At 71.9% G+C, this 17,760-nt stretch carries 19 protein-coding genes; 14 read left to right on the top strand and 5 right to left on the bottom strand.

Going from position 1 to position 17,760, the window contains the following annotated elements:
* Nucleotides 1-10: 10 nt before the first annotated feature.
* Nucleotides 11-1,477: an MDR family MFS transporter gene (locus E1293_RS02230; RefSeq protein ID WP_132193214.1), complete on the bottom strand. Its 1,467-nt coding sequence runs from the start codon at nucleotides 1,475-1,477 to the stop codon at nucleotides 11-13.
* Complete coding sequence (locus E1293_RS02225; protein WP_132193212.1) at nucleotides 1,474-2,136, bottom strand: TetR/AcrR family transcriptional regulator; 663 nt, start codon at nucleotides 2,134-2,136, stop codon at nucleotides 1,474-1,476. The genes E1293_RS02230 and E1293_RS02225 overlap by 4 nt, the downstream gene beginning before the upstream one ends.
* A gap of 127 nt (nucleotides 2,137-2,263) precedes the next feature.
* Between E1293_RS02225 and E1293_RS02220 the strand changes: the two genes are divergently transcribed.
* A complete protein-coding gene (locus tag E1293_RS02220; protein ID WP_132193210.1) occupies nucleotides 2,264-3,166 on the top strand; it encodes a hypothetical protein in 903 nt (300 codons plus the stop codon).
* 8 nt (nucleotides 3,167-3,174) lie between these two features.
* On the opposite strand, the gene E1293_RS02215 is transcribed toward E1293_RS02220, so the two are convergent.
* Entirely contained in the window at nucleotides 3,175-4,110 is a 936-nt protein-coding gene (locus E1293_RS02215; RefSeq protein ID WP_132193208.1) for a LysR family transcriptional regulator, read from the bottom strand.
* A gap of 109 nt (nucleotides 4,111-4,219) precedes the next feature.
* Here E1293_RS02215 and E1293_RS48455 point away from each other — a divergent pair, with 109 nt between their 5' ends.
* The 3 genes from E1293_RS48455 (at nucleotide 4,220) to E1293_RS02200 (ending at nucleotide 6,357) form a co-directional block, all read left to right on the top strand.
* Complete coding sequence (locus E1293_RS48455) at nucleotides 4,220-4,957, top strand: aminoglycoside phosphotransferase family protein (RefSeq protein WP_207938630.1); 738 nt, start codon at nucleotides 4,220-4,222, stop codon at nucleotides 4,955-4,957.
* Between the two features lie 80 nt (nucleotides 4,958-5,037).
* Nucleotides 5,038-6,006 (top strand): hypothetical protein, encoded by a 969-nt coding sequence (locus tag E1293_RS02205; RefSeq protein ID WP_207938629.1) that lies wholly within the window; start codon nucleotides 5,038-5,040, stop codon nucleotides 6,004-6,006.
* Nucleotides 6,007-6,054: 48 nt separating this feature from the next.
* Nucleotides 6,055-6,357 carry a hypothetical protein gene (locus tag E1293_RS02200; RefSeq protein ID WP_207938628.1) on the top strand — a complete coding sequence of 101 codons (303 nt, stop codon included), beginning with the start codon at nucleotides 6,055-6,057 and terminating at the stop codon, nucleotides 6,355-6,357.
* 17 nt (nucleotides 6,358-6,374) lie between these two features.
* Here the strand turns inward: E1293_RS02200 and E1293_RS02195 are convergent, their stop codons facing one another.
* Both E1293_RS02195 and E1293_RS02190 read right to left on the bottom strand, forming a co-directional pair.
* Nucleotides 6,375-8,429: an MMPL family transporter gene (locus E1293_RS02195; protein WP_132193206.1), complete on the bottom strand. Its 2,055-nt coding sequence runs from the start codon at nucleotides 8,427-8,429 to the stop codon at nucleotides 6,375-6,377.
* A gap of 116 nt (nucleotides 8,430-8,545) precedes the next feature.
* Nucleotides 8,546-9,106, bottom strand: coding sequence for an ArsR/SmtB family transcription factor (locus E1293_RS02190; RefSeq protein WP_132193204.1), 561 nt, complete (start codon nucleotides 9,104-9,106; stop codon nucleotides 8,546-8,548).
* 206 nt (nucleotides 9,107-9,312) lie between these two features.
* Here E1293_RS02190 and E1293_RS02185 point away from each other — a divergent pair, with 206 nt between their 5' ends.
* The 10 genes from E1293_RS02185 to E1293_RS02140 are packed head-to-tail and all read left to right on the top strand — an operon-like array spanning nucleotide 9,313 to nucleotide 17,744.
* On the top strand, nucleotides 9,313-9,759 hold the full coding sequence (locus E1293_RS02185; RefSeq protein ID WP_132193202.1) for an XRE family transcriptional regulator: 447 nt from the start codon (nucleotides 9,313-9,315) through the stop codon (nucleotides 9,757-9,759).
* The gene (locus tag E1293_RS02180) at nucleotides 9,759-10,373 is read left to right on the top strand and encodes a hypothetical protein (RefSeq protein WP_132193200.1); all 615 of its coding nucleotides are present in this window, start codon (nucleotides 9,759-9,761) and stop codon (nucleotides 10,371-10,373) included. Before E1293_RS02185 ends, E1293_RS02180 begins: the two co-directional genes overlap by 1 nt.
* Before the next feature lie 49 nt (nucleotides 10,374-10,422).
* Nucleotides 10,423-10,767, top strand: coding sequence for an NADH-quinone oxidoreductase subunit A (locus E1293_RS02175; protein ID WP_132193198.1), 345 nt, complete (start codon nucleotides 10,423-10,425; stop codon nucleotides 10,765-10,767).
* The gene (locus E1293_RS02170; RefSeq protein ID WP_132193196.1) at nucleotides 10,758-11,606 is read left to right on the top strand and encodes a hypothetical protein; all 849 of its coding nucleotides are present in this window, start codon (nucleotides 10,758-10,760) and stop codon (nucleotides 11,604-11,606) included. The genes E1293_RS02175 and E1293_RS02170 overlap by 10 nt, the downstream gene beginning before the upstream one ends.
* Nucleotides 11,599-12,462, top strand: a complete 864-nt coding sequence (locus tag E1293_RS02165; RefSeq protein WP_132193194.1) for a complex I subunit 1 family protein — start codon at nucleotides 11,599-11,601, stop codon at nucleotides 12,460-12,462. Before E1293_RS02170 ends, E1293_RS02165 begins: the two co-directional genes overlap by 8 nt.
* Before the next feature lie 10 nt (nucleotides 12,463-12,472).
* A complete protein-coding gene (locus tag E1293_RS02160) occupies nucleotides 12,473-12,985 on the top strand; it encodes an NADH-quinone oxidoreductase subunit J (protein ID WP_207938627.1) in 513 nt (170 codons plus the stop codon).
* Nucleotides 12,982-13,287, top strand: a complete 306-nt coding sequence (gene nuoK, locus E1293_RS02155) for an NADH-quinone oxidoreductase subunit NuoK (RefSeq protein ID WP_132193192.1) — start codon at nucleotides 12,982-12,984, stop codon at nucleotides 13,285-13,287. Before E1293_RS02160 ends, nuoK begins: the two co-directional genes overlap by 4 nt.
* Nucleotides 13,284-14,894 (top strand): proton-conducting transporter transmembrane domain-containing protein, encoded by a 1,611-nt coding sequence (locus tag E1293_RS02150; RefSeq protein ID WP_132193190.1) that lies wholly within the window; start codon nucleotides 13,284-13,286, stop codon nucleotides 14,892-14,894. Before nuoK ends, E1293_RS02150 begins: the two co-directional genes overlap by 4 nt.
* A gap of 4 nt (nucleotides 14,895-14,898) precedes the next feature.
* A complete protein-coding gene (locus tag E1293_RS02145) occupies nucleotides 14,899-16,380 on the top strand; it encodes a complex I subunit 4 family protein (protein ID WP_132193188.1) in 1,482 nt (493 codons plus the stop codon).
* Entirely contained in the window at nucleotides 16,380-17,744 is a 1,365-nt protein-coding gene (locus E1293_RS02140) for an NADH-quinone oxidoreductase subunit N (protein ID WP_132193186.1), read from the top strand. The genes E1293_RS02145 and E1293_RS02140 overlap by 1 nt, the downstream gene beginning before the upstream one ends.
* The last annotated feature ends 16 nt before the right edge of the window (nucleotides 17,745-17,760 follow it).

Below are 17,760 nucleotides of genomic sequence, written 5' to 3'. Positions count from 1 at the left end.
CCGGAAGGTCTCAGGCGATGGGGACCGTGGCGTCGACGCTGCGCTGCTGCTGTGGCGGGCGGGCCGGCATGAGCAGTGTGAGCACGATGGAGATGGCGGCGAAGCCCAGGACCCACCAGAACGTGTGCCCGTAGGCGCCGGCCAGGCCGTCGGGCGTGATGCTCTTGGTGTCGATGAGATGGTTGATGCGGTTCTGCAGCACGATGATGAGGACGGCCGAGCCGAACGAGGACCCGAGCTGCATGATGATCCGGTTCGCCGCGCTCGCCCGCGGGATCGCCGCTCCCGGTATGTCGCGGATCGCGGCGGCCATCGCGGGGACCATGACCATGCCGATACCGGCGCCGCTGAGCACAAGCGCGCCGCTGAGCAGCACCTCGTCGGTGTGCGTCCCGAGTTGCGTGAACACGATCGAACCCGCGGCGGTGAGCGTCAGTCCGCAGCTGACCAGCAGCCGGGGGGCCGCCCTGTCGGCGAGCCTGCCGACGGCGAACAGGGAGACGGCCATGCCGAGACCCTGCGGAGCCAGCAGGAGCCCGGCCTCCAGCACGCTGTGCCCGCGAGCCTGCTGGTAGTAGAGCGGCAGGACCCCCACCGCACCGAACAGGGCGACGCTGGCGAAGAACAGCACGGTGGATGAGGACAGGAAGCTGCGGACCTTCAGCAGCCGCAGATCCAGGATCGGGGCGTCGGTGCGCAGCGCGTGCACGGAGAACGCCGTGAGCAGGGCGAAGCCGATGACCAGCGGGAGCACGACGTGCCGGTCGGCGAACGATCCGTACCTGCCGGCCTCGGTGAGCGCGAAGACCACCACGGCGCAGCCGGGGGACAGCAGCAGCAGGCCGAGGACGTCGAGCCGTCCGGCGTTCGGTGACCTCCTGGTCGGCATGGTCCGCCAGGCGAGCACGACGGCGGCGACGCACACCGGAACGTTGATGAAGAAGATCCAGCGCCAGTTCCAGTCGTCGACGATGACGCCGCCCAGCACCGGACCCAGCACCGGGCCCAGGGCCGAGGGGACCCCCATCACGCCCATGACGCGACCCAGCCGTGATGGGCCGGCCTCTTGGGCGAGGATCGCCATGCCCAGGGGGAGGACCATGCCGCCGCCCAGTCCCTGGACGAGGCGGAACGCGATGAGAGCGGGCGCGTCCCAGGCGATGCCGCACAGCACCGACCCGAGGAGGAACACGGCGATGCTGGTGATCCACATGGTCCGGGCGCCGAAGCGGTCCAGGGCCCAGCCGCACAGGGCCATCACCGCCGCCATCGCCAGCAGATAGCCGGTGGTGATCCACTGGATGGTGAGCAGTGACGTGTCGAACTCCTTGAGCAGGGTGTTGTAGGCGATGTTGGTCATCGTCGCGTCCATCTGCATCATGATCGACCCCAGCGCGACCGTGATCATGAGGGTGACGAGGCGGGCGGGCAGGCGTCCGCCGACTGCTTGGGTGGTGCCTGTGGTGGAGGTTTTCATCGGTCCTGCCGATCCGGATCGGCGGGCGGGATCGGCAGGCCGGCGGCGAGCTGCCCCAGCGCCTCCCGCAACAGTGGTGTGAGCGGGGCCGGCGGATCGGTCCGCAGCCACTGATCGGTGGCCACGTGGACGGCGGCCGCCACCGCGGCTGCGACCAGCCGCGGGAACAGGTCGCGATCGATGTCGGTTCCGGTGCGCTCGGCGACCGCCGCGGTGAACTCGTCGTCGGCCGCCATGCCGGCCCTCAGCGCCTCGGCCTGGAGGACCGGCTCGCCGGCGATCAGCCGGATGGCGGCGAGCGTGTCCGGAGCCGGGCTGTCGTGCGCCCTGCCCGAGTCCGCCAGCGGTGCGAGGACCGCGTGCGTGATCGCTTCCCACAGTGGTTCACTGGCCGGGCGTTCCCGCAGTTCCCGGGCCGATCGCCGCATCCGGTCGACGTGACGCGCCGCGAGTGCCTCGTACTTGCCGGCGAAGTAGTTGTTGAAGGTCCGCGTCGACACTCGAACCTCGGCGGCGATGTCCTCGACACGCACGTTCTCCAGCCCGCGCTCGATGGCCAGCCGCACCGCCGCCAGTGTCAGCGCCTCCCGGGTCGCCTGCTTCTTCCTTTCCCGCAGCCCGGGCTGCGGGCGGTCTTCGCGTGCACGATCGTCGGCCATGCCCGCACGCTACAAAATTCTTTCTGAATCAGCAAATTTTCTGGTTTAGCAATATTTTGGACGGGTCGCTGCCGGCCTGATCGTTAGACTTCGGGAGCGCGGTTCGCCCAGCGGACGGGAGCCCCTTGTGGATCGACCGGGTGGAATCGACCGCGGGACGCTCGCCGGTCACATCGCCGGCGATGTCGATCGGGTGGCGCCGCTCCTCGCGCGGATACTGCTGGTCCGCGCGGTGCTGAACGTCCGGCACCACCGCTCCGGCCATTCGCTCTGGGTGGCGAAGGACATGGCCGCCGACTGCCGGGACGAACTGGAGGAGGCGGGCGCGGCAACACGGAACCTGGCCCGCGTGCTGGCCCCCACCCACAAGGTCGACCGCGACCTCACCCCCGCGATCACCGCGACTGATCGGCTGAGCTCGGCCGTCAGAAGCGAGGGCGACGCCTACGCGAGGTACTCGCTGGCCACCGACCCCGATATCGCCATTGACAGGGAGCGAGCCGACAAGCGGGGCGACGAGTGGGAAGCGGAGAGGGGCAGCGTCCGCGATGCCCAGCGTGCACTGCCCGCGGATCTGGGGAGCGGGCAGTCCGGGTCGCTGCTGCTGGACCGCGCCCTCGACCGTGTCTTCGAACGGGGCATGTACTACCAGGCCCGCCACTACCTGTTCAGCCGGGAGCCTGAGCGCGCGTGGCGCCGCCGGGTCGCCGGCGTCCTGCACGACGCGGCATGCGTCCGGCTGGCGCGCGGCAACGAGGCGGCCGCCGGGGATCTGGCCGCCCTTGTCCGCACTGGACGGCGGGCGCTCGACGGCACGGCACCGAGCACATGGGCGCGGCAGGCCGCAATCCGCCTCGAAGAGATCGGGGGCCCGGTGTTCGCCGGACGGGAACCGGCCACGGCCGACAAGGCCACCGCGATCCGGCTGCTGGCACTGTGCCTGGCCGGCGAATCGGAGAACTCGGCGGTCGGCGACCCGTTCCGCAGCGTCGTCATCGGAATCACCTTGCTGGAGTCGGATACCGACTGAGCAAGCTCTTAGCGGATGGCTGGAAACAGGTTGCGGTCAGGGGCGGGCAGCCAGTGGCCCCGCGTCGCGAACGCACGGTAGTGGTTCTTCACGTGGGCGATGAGCCGGGGCAATGCCGGGTGGCGGTTCGCCTCGTGCCACATGAGGGACCAGGGATAGACCGGCGTGGGATCGGTGACGGAGATCTGGGCGATATCCGGGTGGCCGGGATACTGCGCCTTGTTGCCGAACGTGATGAGGTCCGCCGAGGCCCCGACCTTCTCCATGATGTGGTCATGGCCGAACACCGGGCCGGACGTGTCGATCCGGACGCCGAACTCCTCGCTGAGGAAGCGGTAGTACTCGGCCCATTCGCTGCCGGGGGCGTTGCCGGGCATCCACGCCGTCAGGCCCGCGAGTTCGGTCATCGGCACGCGCCTGCGTCTGCCCAGCCCGTGCCGGCGGCCGGCCAGGATGGGGATCGGCTCCAGGCAGGCCGGGATGCGCTCGATCCCCGGCGGAAGAGGCCCGGTGACACGGCCGAACGCCGCGTCGACCGAGCCGTCGGCGAGCGCCGTCCACCGTGAGACGCTGCCGCGGGAGACGACGATGTCGACCTCGGCGTCGCCGGCTTCGTAGAAGTCCCTGACCATGTCGACGGGGGCCGCGGCGCGGGCGAGTACGTCGATGCGCAGGGCGCGGTGACGTGCACGCAGCATCGCGGTGGCATGGTCGGCGAGGCCGATCAGCGCTCGGGCCTGCGGGAGGAAGGCCGCACCGTCCTCGGTCGTCCCGGCTCCGGCGCGGGCGCGGTTCAGGAGCGGGACGCCCAGGTCCGACTCCAGCCTGGCGATCCGCTTGGACACGGCCTGCTGGGTCATGCCGAGGCGGTCGGCCGCCCCGGTGAACTGCCCGTCGTCGACGACGGCGAGAAAGGCCCGGACCGCGCCCAGATCCAGCTCCATCCACAACTCCTGGTTGTCTTCCACCGGTGTGTCGGCTGTTGGACACCTCGCGGCGAACTCCGGTCAGATGAGCACGCCGAGCATGACGCGACAACCATCAGGAGTACAAATGACCTCGTCAGACGCCTCCCCTGTGAGCCGACCCGAACTGGAGATCCCGTTGTCGGGGGGCAAGATCACGGAGGGGGTCGTCCGTGTCGGGGACACCGTGCGCCGGCCGGTCGGGCCGCACTCGCCGTTCGTGCACCGGCTGCTCCGGCATTTCGAGGACGCCGGCTGCGACGCCGCGCCGAGGCTGCTCGGCACCGATGACAAGGGCCGCGAGATCCTCAGCTTCCAGCCCGGTGAGACCGTGACCGACTTCCAGGCCCGCGACTGGTCGCCCGCCCAGATCACCGCCGCGGCACGGCTACTGCGCCGACTGCACGACGCGGCCGCCGGCACGCTGATCGCAGGCAGTGAGGAGACGGTGTGCCACAACGATTTCTCCCCGCTCAACGTCACCTTCACCGACGGCCTCCCTGTCTCCGCGTTCGACTTCGACCAGGCGGCCCCCGCCCCCCGCACGCGCGACCTCGCCTACGCCGCCTGGCTGTGGCTGCTCGGCGCCGACATCGCCGCCCCCCTCGACCGCCAACTCGCCCTGTTGCGCACCTTCCTCGACGTATACGGGCTTGAGGACGAACACCGCCGCGACTTCGGCTGGTGCATCGTCGCCCGAGTCGAGGACGAGCTCGACATGCACGAACGCGCCGGCCGCATCACCGCCCCCGGAACCTGGCTCCACAACGAGATCGCCTGGCTGAAGGAGCACGCCGACGCGATAGCCACCGTCCCGCACCCCTGACATGCGGGGGCCACATCCGCTGGGTTGGCGGGTGGGAAAAGAAGGGGAAACGGCTGGCCGGGTGCGGCACCATGGCGATCATGCCGCGACGTGTGCGAGGGAACCCGGACGTCGGCCCATGGCCCGGCAGCGCCGAGGAGAGGGAGGCGCTGCGCGCCCGCGCCGAAGCCGACCGGCTGGCGCGCGAGCGGGTGGCCACCGCCCTGCGGATCGCCGACTTCGGCGCCGCCGAAGCGGCCGGATACGAGTCCGCGGCCGTCCGCCGGCTCGCCCTGCTCAACGCCGAGACCGGCGGCGACCTGCGCGATCTCGCGCACCGGCTGAACATCGAGGGGCACGCCGGGCAGGATGGGTCGGCCTGGGACGCCATCAGGGTCGCCGACTGCATAGCGCTCCTGTGGCCGTACGACTCCCATGATCGGTGGCCGAGTGAGTTCGGCACCTATCCCGGGTATCTCGGCGGGCTGCGGGACGGGCTCACGATCACCATGCCGTTCCAGGCGATCGGTCCGCGCCGGCACCAGTTCCGGTGCACTCGCTGCGATGCCTTGTGGCCGACGGGCTGGCCGGACGCCGACCACCGCGACCCGTACCAGCGGCACTGCCCCGACTGCCGGATGCCGGGCGGCGCGACGGGCGTGGAGGAGGAGGGACGCGAACACAGCATCATCGATCTGCACTGGCTGATGTTCCGGTTCGCGCCGTCCCCCGCCGGACCCTGCCCCGTGTGCGGCGGCGCGCGGGAACTGGTCGCCCGCGGCTACTTCGGGATCCAGGAACGCGTCCTGTACTGGTCGTGCGGACAGGCCGACGAGCTGGGCACCCGCGGCCAGCCTGACAGCCACTACATGCGGTCGCTCACCCGCGCCGAGTGGGAGTCGGCCGGCGCACACCACGCGTACTGGCTCGCCGTCGACATGCTGCGCATGGCCGGGCACACCGGGGAAGTGACCGAGCTGCCGGTCGGCGCCGAGTACGAAGCCCTGGACGGCAGCGGCGAACGCTGGACCTACCGCGAGTCCGGCTGGGAGTCCGGGGCCTCCTGCTGAGGCGGAGGAGTTGCGGTTGCCGGTATGGGGACGGATATGGTCCTTTGCGTGCGCGGTTCGCGGAGGCAATGGCCCCAGGTTCTGGCCTTTGCTCTGGTCATCGCCGGCTTGGTCATGTTCTTCGTCAACGGCGAGGCCGTCGTGAACGGCGCCGCCGTCGAGTGTGACGGCAGCCCGATGAGACCTGGTCAGTGGTGCATGAGCACAAGCGGCGGCGGAGCCACCAGCTACGACGAGGAGAAGAGGAACGAAGCCAGGGGGAAACTCGTCGGCTATGCGGGGGCGGGCGTCTTCACCCTCGGCATCGTCGTCTTCATCGGTAACGGGATCGCACGACGAAAGAACCGATAGCCCCGCCGCTTTCTCGCTTACCTGCCTGTGGTGGCGTCTATCGGCGTGTGCTGCGTTGTTGGGGGTGGCGTGGTGTTCTGGCGGGCGGGCCACCAGAAGCGGGGGCCTGCGTCCAGGGCCAGGGCCGGGACGATCACGGACCGGACGAAGAAGGTGTCCAGGAGGACTCCGAGGGAGACCAGGACGCCTATCTGCACCATCATCGTGACCGGCATGCTGCCGAGGACGCCGAACGTGGCGGCCAGGACGAGGCCCGCGCTGGAAATGACGCCGCCGGTGACGCCGAGGCCGCGCAAAACGCCGGTGCGGTGGTCGGTGCGTCCTACTTCCTCGCGAATGCGGGAGACGAGGAACAGGTTGTAGTCCACGCCGAGGGCGACCATGAACAGGAAGCCCATGAGGGCCACCTGGATGTCCAGGGCCGGGAAGTCGAACGCGTACCGGAAGAGGAGCCAGGCGGCGCCCAGGGCCGCGAAGTACGACGCTACGACCGTGGCGATCACCAGGAGCGGGGCGACCAGGGCGCGGAGCAGGACGATCAGGATGAGCAGCACGACGGCCAGGACCAGTGGGATCACCACGCGGCGGTCATGGGACTGCGCGTCGGCCAGGTCGATCTCGCTGGCGGTGCTCGCGCCGAACAGCGCGTCCGGGACGGTCTCGCGGAGTTCGCGGACGGTCTCCTTCGCCGCCGCGCTGTCAGGCGGGGAGGTGAGGACCATGTCGAACCTGGTCAGGTGGCCGTCCGAGGAGGGTTGGGGTGATCCCACGCGGGCCACGCCGGGGGCGTCTTGGAGTGCGGTGCGCACGGCGGACGGCTTGCCGGTGATCGCTTGGAGCGGGCGTCCCTGGCCGCCGGGGTAGTGCTTTGCGAGAAGTTGCTCGCCGAGCGTCGAGCTGGGCGTGGTGGTGAGGAAGTGGGCTCGGTCCAGGCCGGTCGAGATGCCCAGGCATGCGGAGGCGAGCGCGGCCAGCACGACCAGGCCGCCCACCCAGACCAGGCGGGGACGTGCGGCGATGCGGTGGCCGATGCGGTCCCAGATGCCGCGGGCGGGTGCGGGGTCGCCGTAGTGGGGGATGCGCGGCCAGAACACCCAGCGGCCGAAGATCACCAGGAGCGCGGGCAGCAGCGACATGACGACCACGAGGCCGCCCAGGACGCCGATCGCGCCGATCGGGCCCAGCGCGTAGTTGAAGCCCATGTGCGCGGCGAGCAGGCAGAGCAGGCCCAGGGAGACCGTCGCGGCGGACGCGGTGATGGGGGCGGCGGCGCGGCGGAGGGCGGCCCGCATCGCGGCGTGCCGGTCGCGGTGGCGGCGGAGTTCCTCCCGGTAGCGGGCGAGGAGGAGCAGCGCGTAGTCGGTCGAGATGCCGAAGACGAGCGCGTTGAGGATGGTGGACGTCCCGTCCGCGACGTAGAGGCCGGCGTGCTCGCCGAGGAGGTACACGACGGCGCCGGTCACCTGCAGGGCGATCGCCGCGTTCACGATCGGCAGCAGCCACAGGACCGGGCTGCGGTAGGTGAGGAGCAGGACGACCGCGACCAGGACGATCGTGGCGATCAGGACGGGTTTGTCCACCTTCTTGAAGGCGTCCCCTACGTCCAGGGCGGACCCGGCCGGGCCCGTCAGCCGCACTTCGAGGCCCGGCGGGACGTCCGCAAGAGAGCGGTCGCGGAGCTTCTCGGCCTTGTCGCTGAGCGTGTCGTCGTCCTTCAGCGGCACGTTCAGCATGAGCGCCCGGCCGTCGCGGGACGGGACGGGTCCGGCGATCGTCCCGGCCGCGGCAGGGGCGAGCGCGCGGCGGTCGGCCTCGGCCTTCGCGCGGTCGGTGGCCGTGATCCCCGACGGCCGGACGTAGGCGATGATCCCTGGGGCCTGCTCGCCGTCCGGGAAGCGGGACGTGAGTTCGTCCACCTTCGTCGACTGGGCGCCGCGCGGCAGTTCGGCGGACGACTTCGCCTGCACGACGTCCGAGAGCCGGCCCGCCGCCGGGACGGCCAGGATCGTGACCACGACCCAGATCAGCAGGACCGCCCATTTGAGCAGGCGTCGTTTGCGCGAGAGCAGCATGAGGTGCTCTCCTTTCCGTGGGGGCTCGCGTTGCGTGGAAACACGCCGTTCGGCGTGGTGATGCGGGCTTCCGCCCGTCCGGGCCGGCGAGGGGCAACTCGGCGGCCCGGACTTTTTCAGACCTCCGGGAACGCCAGGAATCTGGCGTGCAGGGTCCGCGCGTCCGGCGGCGGGTCGTCGTCGGCGCGCTTGTAGCGGTAGAGGAGTGCGATGTACTCCTCGAAGAAGGGACGCACCTGGTCCGGGGTCAGCGTGACGGTGGAGATCGAGAAGAGCAGGGCGTCCGACCACGGGCCCGTCTCGTCGCGTTCCCGCTGGTAGCGCGTGAGCAGGTCGAGCTCGTTCGCGAACTCCAGGCGGGTCAGCTCCTCGACGGCCTCGCGCATCTTCGGCGACTGCTCGCTGTACGGGGGCAGCCGCCGGTCGCCGGGCACGGCCCGCCACCAGCGCTCCCGTCCGCGCGCCGGCTCCGGGACCTCCTCCACGAACCCGTGCCTGGCGAGCTGCCGCAGGTGGTAGCTCATCGAGCCGGTGCTCTCGCCCAGCTCGCGGGCGAGGGTGGTGGACGACACGGGGCCGCGCCGCATGATCTCGGCGATCCGCTGCCGCAGCGGGTGCGCGAGCAGCCGCACCTGCTGCGGATCGGTGATCACCTCGGGCGGCGGTTGTTCCTTCATGGGCAGGACGCTAGGAGTTGCAAAGGCCCTTTGCAACGGTTCTTGGCAAAGTTCACCGAAGCGGATGAGGTGCCCGCGACCCGCGGGGTAGGCGGCGTCTCCCTCTGTGGTTCCGGCGCCACGGCATCGCGCCGGCCGCATGTCCTTGGCTGACGAACGTGGATGTGGTCAACTTAAATCGCTGGCGATGGGGGGAGAGGGAGACGATGCGGCATCATGCGGAGGAAGTGTCACCGGGGGCGTCGCTCGCCGAGAAGGTCGAGTGGCTGATCCAGAATCTGTGGCCGGCGGACGCCGGGCCGCCGCGCAACAACGTGGAGACGGCCGCGGCCATCGCGCACGCCACCGGTGAGGACATCTCGTCCACCACCGTGTGGAAGCTGCGCACCGGACGGCAGGAGAACCCGCAGCTCAAGACGCTCACGGCGCTCGCCACGTTCTTCGCCGTGCCGATCGGCTACTTCGGCTTCCCGGTCGAGTCCGAGCCGATCCGCGACGACCTGACGCTGACGGCGCTGCGCCGGGACGTCCAGCACGGCGTCATCCGGCCGGAGGTGCTGCGCGCCCTGGTCGACCTGTCGCCGGAGGCGCGCTGGGTGGTGGACGAGATGATCCTCGCCGCCGCCGAGGCCGACCGCGAGCGCCACGCCTAGTGCCGCGGCTGCTCGCGGTCGCCGTGCTGCGCGGCGCGGTGGCGGCCGGCGTCGCCGCGCTCGGGTTCGCGGCGGCCGCGGCCTCCTACCTGTGGTGGGGGACGACGGGCGCGGCGGTGTCGGCCGTGGCGGGTTCGATCGCCGGGGTGCTCGCGCTCGCGTGGCTGTATCGGGCGCGGCGCCCGCTCCGGTTCGCGGGCGTGCCGCTGACCTTCGGCGTCCTGGCGTTGTTCGTCGTCTACGGCGTCGGCGTCGTCGGCATCCGCGACGTCGCCATATCGCGGGTCGGTGTCGACGCCGACGCCGTCGTCACCCGCACCTGGAAGACGAGGGGCCGCGGCAACTCCTCGACCCACCACTGCACGCTGCGCCGCACGGACGGCACGCCGATCCCGCGCGAGCTGGCGACCAACTGCGAGGGGTACGGGCGCGGCGACACCATCGGTGTCGTCCTCGATCCGGACGGGCGGCTCGCACCGGTCGGCGGCTCCAAGGAGGACCTGCCCACCACGGGGGAGGCCCAGGTGGCCGGGGGTGCCGCGCTCGTGCTGCTGCTCGCGATCGCGGTCGGCAGCGCGCCGGCCCGGCCGGGCGATGTTTCGCGGCGGGCCTGATCAGGTAGAGGCCGACTAGCGCCCGGTCACCCGTACCCCGGAGGGGCACATGCCGCCTTATGCCGTCGTCCTCTCGGTGCTCGGGCTGGTGGCGGCCATGGTCGCCGGGCTGTACGCCGTCTCGTTCGTGATGACGCCGCGGGGGTTCGAGAGCGGGCCGTTCCTGTCGGGGGCGCGTCCGGCCGAGCATGCGCTGTCGCGGTACCACGTGCGCTGGTACGCGGTGTCGATGGTCTTCCTCGCCTTCGACATGGAGATGGTCTTCATGTACCCGTGGGCGCTCGTCGTCGCGTCGGTCGGCGTGAAGGCGGTCGTGGAGATGTTCGCCTTCCTGGCGCTGCTGCTGGTCGGCGTCCTGTACGCGTGGCGGGAGGGGGCGCTGCGGTGGGCCTGAGACGGTTCGCGGCGCAGCGCCCGTTCGTCGTCTCGGCGGCGGACGGGACGCGTGACCGGCTCGCGGTCGAGGCGCAGATGCGGCGGCGCCGGTGGCGGCCCGCCCTCTCGCCCGCGGAGACGGGGATGCTCGTGGTGTGCGGGAATCCGGGCGCCGCGCTGGCGGAGGCCATCGACGTGGTGTGGCGCGACATGCCGGAGCCGCGCGTGCGCGCCTCCGCTCGTGATCTGGACGGCGTGACCGGCGGCTCCCGGCCCGCTCTGGAACTGGACGCGGACATGGCCGACCGCGCGGACGACCGGGACGGGCTGCGGCTGGACGTCCTGCATGTGCCGCTCGGGCCCGTCCTGTCGCACTGGCCCGCCGGGTTACGGGTCGACCTGACGTTGCAGGGCGACGTCGTCCAGGCGGCCGAGGTCACCGCCGTCGACACCGGGGACGGGACGTTCTGGACCGAGGGGCGGCGGGCCGCGTCCCGCCTCGACAGCCTCTCGCGGTTCCTGCACGTCGCGGGGTGGGAGGCCGCCGCCGAGCGGGCCGCCGTACTTCGGGACGAGGCCCTGTCGGGTGCGGACGATGAGGTGCTGGCGCCTCGGCTCGCGTCGTTCGCCCGGAGGGTCAGGTGGTCGCGGGCGCTGCGTTGGATGATGCGTGGCGTCGGCGATGTCCAGGAGCGGCTGGACGGGTGGCTGCGCGACCTCGATCCGGCCCGCGGACAGGCCCCTCGCAGCGAGCCGCTCGCCACGCTGCCGTCGCTGCTCGAAGGCGCGGAGCTGGGACAGGCCCGGTTGATCGTGGCGAGCCTCGATCCGGACCTCGGGGCTGGCCGCGATGGTTGAGGTCGTCGTCCTCGGGATGCTGGCCGTCGCCGCGGCCTCGCTGAACGGCGCGTTCGCGGGACGTCCCGCCGAGCCGTTCCAGGAGGCCGCACGGCTGCTGACGCTGCAGCGGCGCCGCACGGCCAGGGCCGATGTGCTGCTGACGAGGATCGGGGTCGTGTCGTTGCCGCTCGCGGCGGCGCTGGCGGCCCTCGTCGTGCCGTTCGGTGACCGGGCGGCGGTCGGCTCCGGCGTCGGCGTCGTGTGGTTCAACGCGATGGAGGTCGTCGCCTGGGGGGCGGTGTGGCTCGCCGGGTGGGGCGTCAACTCGGCGTTCGGGCTGGTCGGCGGCTACCGGTTCCTCGCGCAGGGGCTCGCGTACGAGCTGCCGCACATGTTCGCGCTCATCACCGCCGCGCTCGCCGCGCACTCGCTCGACCTGCGGATCATCGGGGAGGCGCAGGGCGGGCTGTGGTTCGCGGTGTGGATGCCGGCCGCGTTCGCCGTCTACCTCGTCTCGGCGCTGGCGATGGCGTTCTGGGGACCGTTCGGCCATCCGGTGGGCGGTGACGCGGCCGGGGGAGTCCTGGCCGAGCTGTCCGGGCCCGACCGGCTCGTCTTCCTGGCGGGACGGTACGGGCTGCTGACCGTGGCGGCGGCCGTCGCCGTCCCGCTGTTCCTCGGCGGCGGGGCGGGGCCGTGGCTGCCCGCCTGGCTGTGGTCGCCGGTGAAGACGTGCGCCGTCCTGGCACTGCTGGTGTGGACGCGGCGGCGGTTCCCGGTCCTGCGCATGGACCGCGCCATGACCGTGGCGTGGACGGTCCTGATCCCCGCCACGGTCCTGCAGATGCTCGTCGTGGCAATCGTCGTCGTGTGAGGAGGCGGTCGTGGAGGACGTCGCGTTCTGGGTGCTCGCCGTCGCCGCCGTCGCGTCCGGCGTCGCCGTGTTCGTCGTGGACTCGATGGCGCGGGCGACGTTCGCGCTGCTGGCGTCGTTCCTGTGCGTGGGCGCCGAGCTGCTGCTGATCGACCTGCACTACCTCGGCGTGCTGGTCATCCTCATGATGATCATGGAGATGCTGGTGATGGCGGTCTTCATGGTCATGTACATGATGAACCCGGCCGGGCTGATGCCGATGACGATGCTGCACAACACGCGGGGCGCGCTCGCGATCTCGGGCGGCGCGTTCGTCGTGCTCGCCGCCGGGATCTTCACCGTCCCGTGGCCGGAGCGCGCGGGGCGCCCGCCGCGCGATCCGACGCTCGCCCTGGGGGAGTCGGTCATGGGGCCGAAGATGCTGGTCATGATGGTGATCGGCATCGCGATCCTGGCCACCATGATCGCCACGGTGGTGCTGGCCACGCACCGGGGACGCTACGACCGGGACGGTGCGCCATGACCCTGGAGACGTTCCTGCTGCTCGCCGCCGCGCTGTTCTGCGTCGGGCTGTTCGGGGCGCTGTCGCAGCAGTCGATCGTGATGCTCATGATGGGCCTCGAACTCATGATCAACGGTGTGGTGGCCGCCGGGGCCGGGTTCTGGTTCTGGGTGTCGCCCGGCACGGCGGACGGGCAGGTCCTGGTGCTCGTCGCGATCACCGTGATGGCGCTGGAGATGGCGATGGGGTTCGCCGTCGTCACCGCGCTGTTCCGGGCCCGTGACGTGGACATGACCGACGATGCCGGAGATCTACGCGGATGATGCTGCCGGGATGGCCGGGCGGACTGGCGGTGGACGGGCTGTCCGCCGTCCTGCTGGCGACGCTGGCCGTCGTCCTGGTGGCGGTGCTCGTCCACGCGGCCGGGGAGAAGTTCGGCGCCCGGTTCTACGTGCTGATGCTGGTCTTCGCGGCGGCCATGGCCGTCACCGTCACCGCGGCGGATCTGGTGCTGCTGCTGATGGGCTGGGAGGTCATGGGCGCGATGTCGTACGCGCTCATCGGCTACCTGTGGCCGGACGCCGAGCGGGTGCGGTCGGCGGACGTCGCGTTCCTGACGACCCGGGCCGCCGACCTGGGGCTCTACATGGCGGCGGGGTTCGCCGTCGCGGGAGCCCACTCGCTGCGGCTCGACGATCTGGCCGCGGCCGAAGCGCCTTGGCGGGATCTCGTCGCGGCCGGTGTCGTGGTCTCCGCGCTGGGGAAGTCGGCGCAACTGCCGTTCTCGTTCTGGCTGTCGCGCGCGATGGCGGGGCCGAGCCCTGTGTCGGCGCTGCTGCACTCGGCGACGATGGTCGCCGCCGGTGCGTATCTGCTGCTGCGGCTCCACCCGTTGCTGGCGGCGACCGGGTGGGCGGACACCTTGGTGAGCTGGGTGGGGGCTCTGACCGCGTTGGTCTTGGGCGCCGTCGCGTTGGCGCAGCGCGATCTCAAGCAGCTCCTTGCCGCGTCCACCTGCGCGCAGATCGGCTTCATGGTGCTGGCGGCCGGGCTCGGCTCGGTGGCCGGCGGGACGGCGCACCTCGTCGCGCACGCCGCGGTGAAGAGCCTCCTGTTCCTCTGCGCCGGTGTGTGGCTGAGCGTGCTCGGGACGCAGCGGCTCGGCGAGCTGCGGGGGGCCGCCCGCCGCCACCGGCCGGTCGGGGCGGCGTTCGGTGCGGGGGCGCTCGCGCTGGCCGGCGTCCCGCCGCTGTCGTTGTGGGCGACGAAGGACGAGGTGCTCGCGGACGCCGGCGGCGGCCTGCTCGCGGTCGGGCTCGCCGCCTCCGTCCTGTCGGCCGCCTACGCCGCGAAGGCGTTGCTCGCCGTGTTCCGCCCGGCCGAGGGCGGCGCGTTCCGGGTGCCCCTCCTGGAGTCGGTGCCGTTGGCCGTGCTGGCTCTCGGTGCCGTCGTGCTCGGGATTCCCGCGCTGGCGGGTGCCTGGGGGCGGGTGCTCGGGGTGCCCGAGAAGTCCGATGTGCGGGTCGCTGCCCTGTCCGGTGTGCTGGCGGTGGTCACGGTGGCGGCGGTCGCGGGCGTCCGGCGGGTTCCGGAGCCCGCGTGGGCGGTGAACTGGCTCTGGTCGGAGCGGGTCGCGCTGGCCGTCGCGGTCCGCCCGGTGTTCGCGCTCGCGCGGGCACTGGCCCGGTTCGACGACCAGGTCGTGGACGGGGCGGTGCGCGGAATCGTCCGGGGCGGGCGCTGGGCGGCGGGCCTCACCGGGCGCCGCGTCGAGTTGCGCGTGGACGGCCTCGTCGACGCGGTCGGGCGGAGCGCCCGGTGGCTGGCCGCGCTGGCACGCCGCCCGCAGACGGGGCAGGTCCACATGTACTACGCCCAGGCCGCGGTGGTGCTCGCGGTCCTCGTCCTCGTCGCCCTCCTGGCCGGGTGAACCGATGCTGGCCTTGGTGATCTTCCTGCCGCTGGCGGTGGCGTGCGCGCTGCCGGCCGTCCCGGGGCGCGCGGTGGCCTGGACGTGGATCGGCGCCGCCGTCCTCGACCTCGCGCTGGTCGCGGCCATGTGGGTCGGGCACGGCACGGGCGGCGGGGTCTCGTTCGAGACGAACGTGCGGTGGATCCCGTCCGTCCGGGCCGGCTACCACGTCGGGGTGGACGGCCTGTCGCTGCCGCTGCTCGCCCTGACCGCCGTCCTGTTCGCCGCGTGCGCCGTGTACTCGCTGCGGCGGACGCATCGCGTGCGGGCGTTCGCGATCCTGTTCCTCTTCCTGGAGACGGTGTGCCTGGGCCTGTTCGCGGCCCTCGACCTCCTGCTGTTCTTCGTGTTCTTCGACCTGTCGATCGTCGGCATGTACTTCGTGATCCTGCTGTGGGGGCACGGCGACCGGTCGCGGTCGGCACTGAAGTTCTTCCTGTACACGTTCCTGGGGTCGCTCGTCCTGCTGCTCGGATTCATCGGCCTCTACCTGGGCGCCGACCCCAACACGTTCGACATGGTGGAGCTGACCCGCACGCCTCCGCTGCACGGCGGCCTGGGCGGGCTGACGCTCCTCGCCATCGGGATCGGGCTCGGGATCAAGACGCCCGTCGTCCCGTTCCACACGTGGCTGCCGCCCGCGCACACCGACGCTCCCGCCGCCGGGTCGGCGATCCTCGCCGGGGTCATGCTGAAGATGGGCACGTACGGGTTCGTCCGGATCGCGATGCCGATGCTGCCGGACGCCTGGCGCCGCTACGCGCTCGTCATGCTGATCGTCGGGCTGGTCAGCGTCCTGTACGGGGCGCTGGTCGCGCTGGCGCAGGACAACGTCAAGCGGCTCGTCGCCTACACGTCCGTCAACCACATGGGGTACATCCTGCTGGCGCTGGGTGCGGCCGGGTACGCGTCCGGCGACGCAGGCGCGCGGCGGCTCGCGGTGACCGGCGCCGTCACGCAGATGGTCAGCCACGGCCTGGTCACCGGCGCGCTGTTCCTGCTGTGCGGGGTGCTGGACGACCGGGCCGGAACCTATGACCTCGGACGGTTCGGCGGCATCGCGCACAACGCTCCCGTCCTCGCCTGGCTGATCGGGATCGCGGCGTTCGCCTCGCTCGGGCTGCCGGGGCTCTCAGGGTTCATCGCCGAGTTCCAGATCTTCGCCGGAACGATCGGAACCGGCACGGCGGCGACGGCGGTCACCGGCGCCCTGGCCGTCCTCGGCATCCTGATCACGGCCGCGCTCTTCCTGCGCGTTCTGCACCGGGCCGTCCTCGGGCCGCCGGGCGAGCTGACCGCGCGGGTGAGCGAGGTGCGGCGACCCGAACTGGCGGCGCTCGTCCCGCTGCTGGCGCTGTCGCTGCTCATCGGCGTCGTGCCCCGCGTCCTGCTGGACACGATCGAGCCGCTGTCGGCGGCCGTCGTCGCGCTGGTGGGACGGTGATGAACGAGAACCCCGCCGACCTCGCCCCCGAGCTGTGCGTGCTCATCGCCGCCGTCCTCGGGCTGGCCGGCGGGCTGTTCCTGCCCCGGCGCCGGCAATGGCAGGTCGCGGTGGTCTGCGCGGCCGGGCTCGTCGCGGGCCTCGCCGCCGCCGGTGTCGCGGCGACCCGCGCCGACCTGATGGCGTTCGACGCCTTCGCCGTCGACCCGGTCACGCACGTCACCCGGATCACCGTGCTCGGCTCGACGCTGGCGGTCGTCGCGCTGGCCCGCGGGCAGGTGCGCGACCATCCGCGGGAGACCGAGCACTACGTGCTGATCCTCCTGTCGGCGCTCGGGACGGTCGTGCTCGGCGCCACGTCCGACCTGCTGGTCCTCGTCGCCGCATACCTGCTGGCGAGCATCCCCGCCTACGCGCTCGCCGGGTTCGGCAAGGACGCCCCCGGAACCGAGGCCGCGCTGAAGTACTACCTGATGGGGGCGCTGCTCGGCGTGCTCATGCTCGCCGGTGTCACGCTGCTGTCCGGCATCGGACGCGGCACGGCCTATCCGGTGCTCCGTGTAGGGCTGGCGGACGCGCCCCAGGCGGCGGTCGCGGCCGGCGTCGTCGCGCTGCTCGCCGGACTGCTGTTCAAGGCGGGCGCCGTCCCCGGCCACTTCTGGGTACCGGACGTGGCCGAGGGCGCGCCGCCCGCCATCGCCGCCTACGTCACGACCGTCCCGAAGATCGGCGCGTTCGCCGCCCTCTACCGGTTCGGCGCCGAGACGCTGCCGGACGCCTGGCCCGCCCTCCTCGCCGTCGTCGCGGCGGCGACGATGACGCTCGGCAACCTCGCCGCGTTCGGGCAGGACAACGTCCGCCGGCTGCTGGCGTACTCGACCGTCAGCCAGGCGGGCTACCTCCTCGTGCCGGTCGCGATGGCGGGCCGGACGGACCTGGCCCAGCCGGCGGTCCTCTACTACGTCGCCGCCTACGCGGTCACGAACCTGGGCGCGTTCGCCGTCGTCGTCGCCACCGGCCGCGACGACCTGGCCGAGTACGCGGGACTGCTCCGCGGTTCCCCGCTCGTGGGCCTCTCGCTCGTCGTCTGCCTGCTCGGCTTCATCGGGACGCCGCCGACCGCCGTGTTCGTCGGCAAGGTCCTGATGTTCGGCGCGGCGCTGGACGGCCACTACGCCTGGCTGGCCGTGGTCGCCGCCGTCAACACCGCCGCGAGCGTCTTCTACTACCTGCGCTGGATCGTCCCGCTGTTCCGGCGGCCGTCCGTCCCGTCGCCTCCGGCGCGGGGTGCATCGGCCGTCGCCGTCACCGCCGCTCTGTGCTCGCTGGCGCTCGGCATCGGCAGCGGCATCGCTCTGTCATGACGCCGATCGGCCAGGC

The organism is Actinomadura darangshiensis, assembly GCF_004349235.1.
GTDB lineage: Bacteria > Actinomycetota > Actinomycetes > Streptosporangiales > Streptosporangiaceae > Spirillospora > Spirillospora darangshiensis.
Note: the sequence above shows the minus strand (reverse complement) of the source record. Positions and strands in the feature narration are given on the sequence as shown.

Excerpts from the sequence above, each read along its gene's own strand:
- E1293_RS02195 (WP_132193206.1), bottom strand. The coding sequence starts at position 8,429 with ATGCTGCTCTCGCGCAAACGACGCCTGCTCAAATGGGCGGTCCTGCTG.
- E1293_RS02215 (WP_132193208.1), bottom strand. The coding sequence starts at position 4,110 with ATGGAGCTGGATCTGGGCGCGGTCCGGGCCTTTCTCGCCGTCGTCGAC.
- nuoK (WP_132193192.1), top strand. The coding sequence starts at position 12,982 with ATGACCCTGGAGACGTTCCTGCTGCTCGCCGCCGCGCTGTTCTGCGTC.
- E1293_RS02150 (WP_132193190.1), top strand. The coding sequence starts at position 13,284 with ATGATGCTGCCGGGATGGCCGGGCGGACTGGCGGTGGACGGGCTGTCC.
- E1293_RS02230 (WP_132193214.1), bottom strand. The coding sequence starts at position 1,477 with ATGAAAACCTCCACCACAGGCACCACCCAAGCAGTCGGCGGACGCCTG.
- E1293_RS02225 (WP_132193212.1), bottom strand. The coding sequence starts at position 2,136 with ATGGCCGACGATCGTGCACGCGAAGACCGCCCGCAGCCCGGGCTGCGG.
- E1293_RS02205 (WP_207938629.1), top strand. The coding sequence starts at position 5,038 with ATGCCGCGACGTGTGCGAGGGAACCCGGACGTCGGCCCATGGCCCGGC.
- E1293_RS02185 (WP_132193202.1), top strand. The coding sequence starts at position 9,313 with ATGCGGCATCATGCGGAGGAAGTGTCACCGGGGGCGTCGCTCGCCGAG.
- E1293_RS02145 (WP_132193188.1), top strand. The coding sequence starts at position 14,899 with ATGCTGGCCTTGGTGATCTTCCTGCCGCTGGCGGTGGCGTGCGCGCTG.
- E1293_RS02140 (WP_132193186.1), top strand. The coding sequence starts at position 16,380 with ATGAACGAGAACCCCGCCGACCTCGCCCCCGAGCTGTGCGTGCTCATC.
- E1293_RS02175 (WP_132193198.1), top strand. The coding sequence starts at position 10,423 with ATGCCGCCTTATGCCGTCGTCCTCTCGGTGCTCGGGCTGGTGGCGGCC.
- E1293_RS02190 (WP_132193204.1), bottom strand. The coding sequence starts at position 9,106 with ATGAAGGAACAACCGCCGCCCGAGGTGATCACCGATCCGCAGCAGGTG.
- E1293_RS48455 (WP_207938630.1), top strand. The coding sequence starts at position 4,220 with ATGACCTCGTCAGACGCCTCCCCTGTGAGCCGACCCGAACTGGAGATC.
- E1293_RS02165 (WP_132193194.1), top strand. The coding sequence starts at position 11,599 with ATGGTTGAGGTCGTCGTCCTCGGGATGCTGGCCGTCGCCGCGGCCTCG.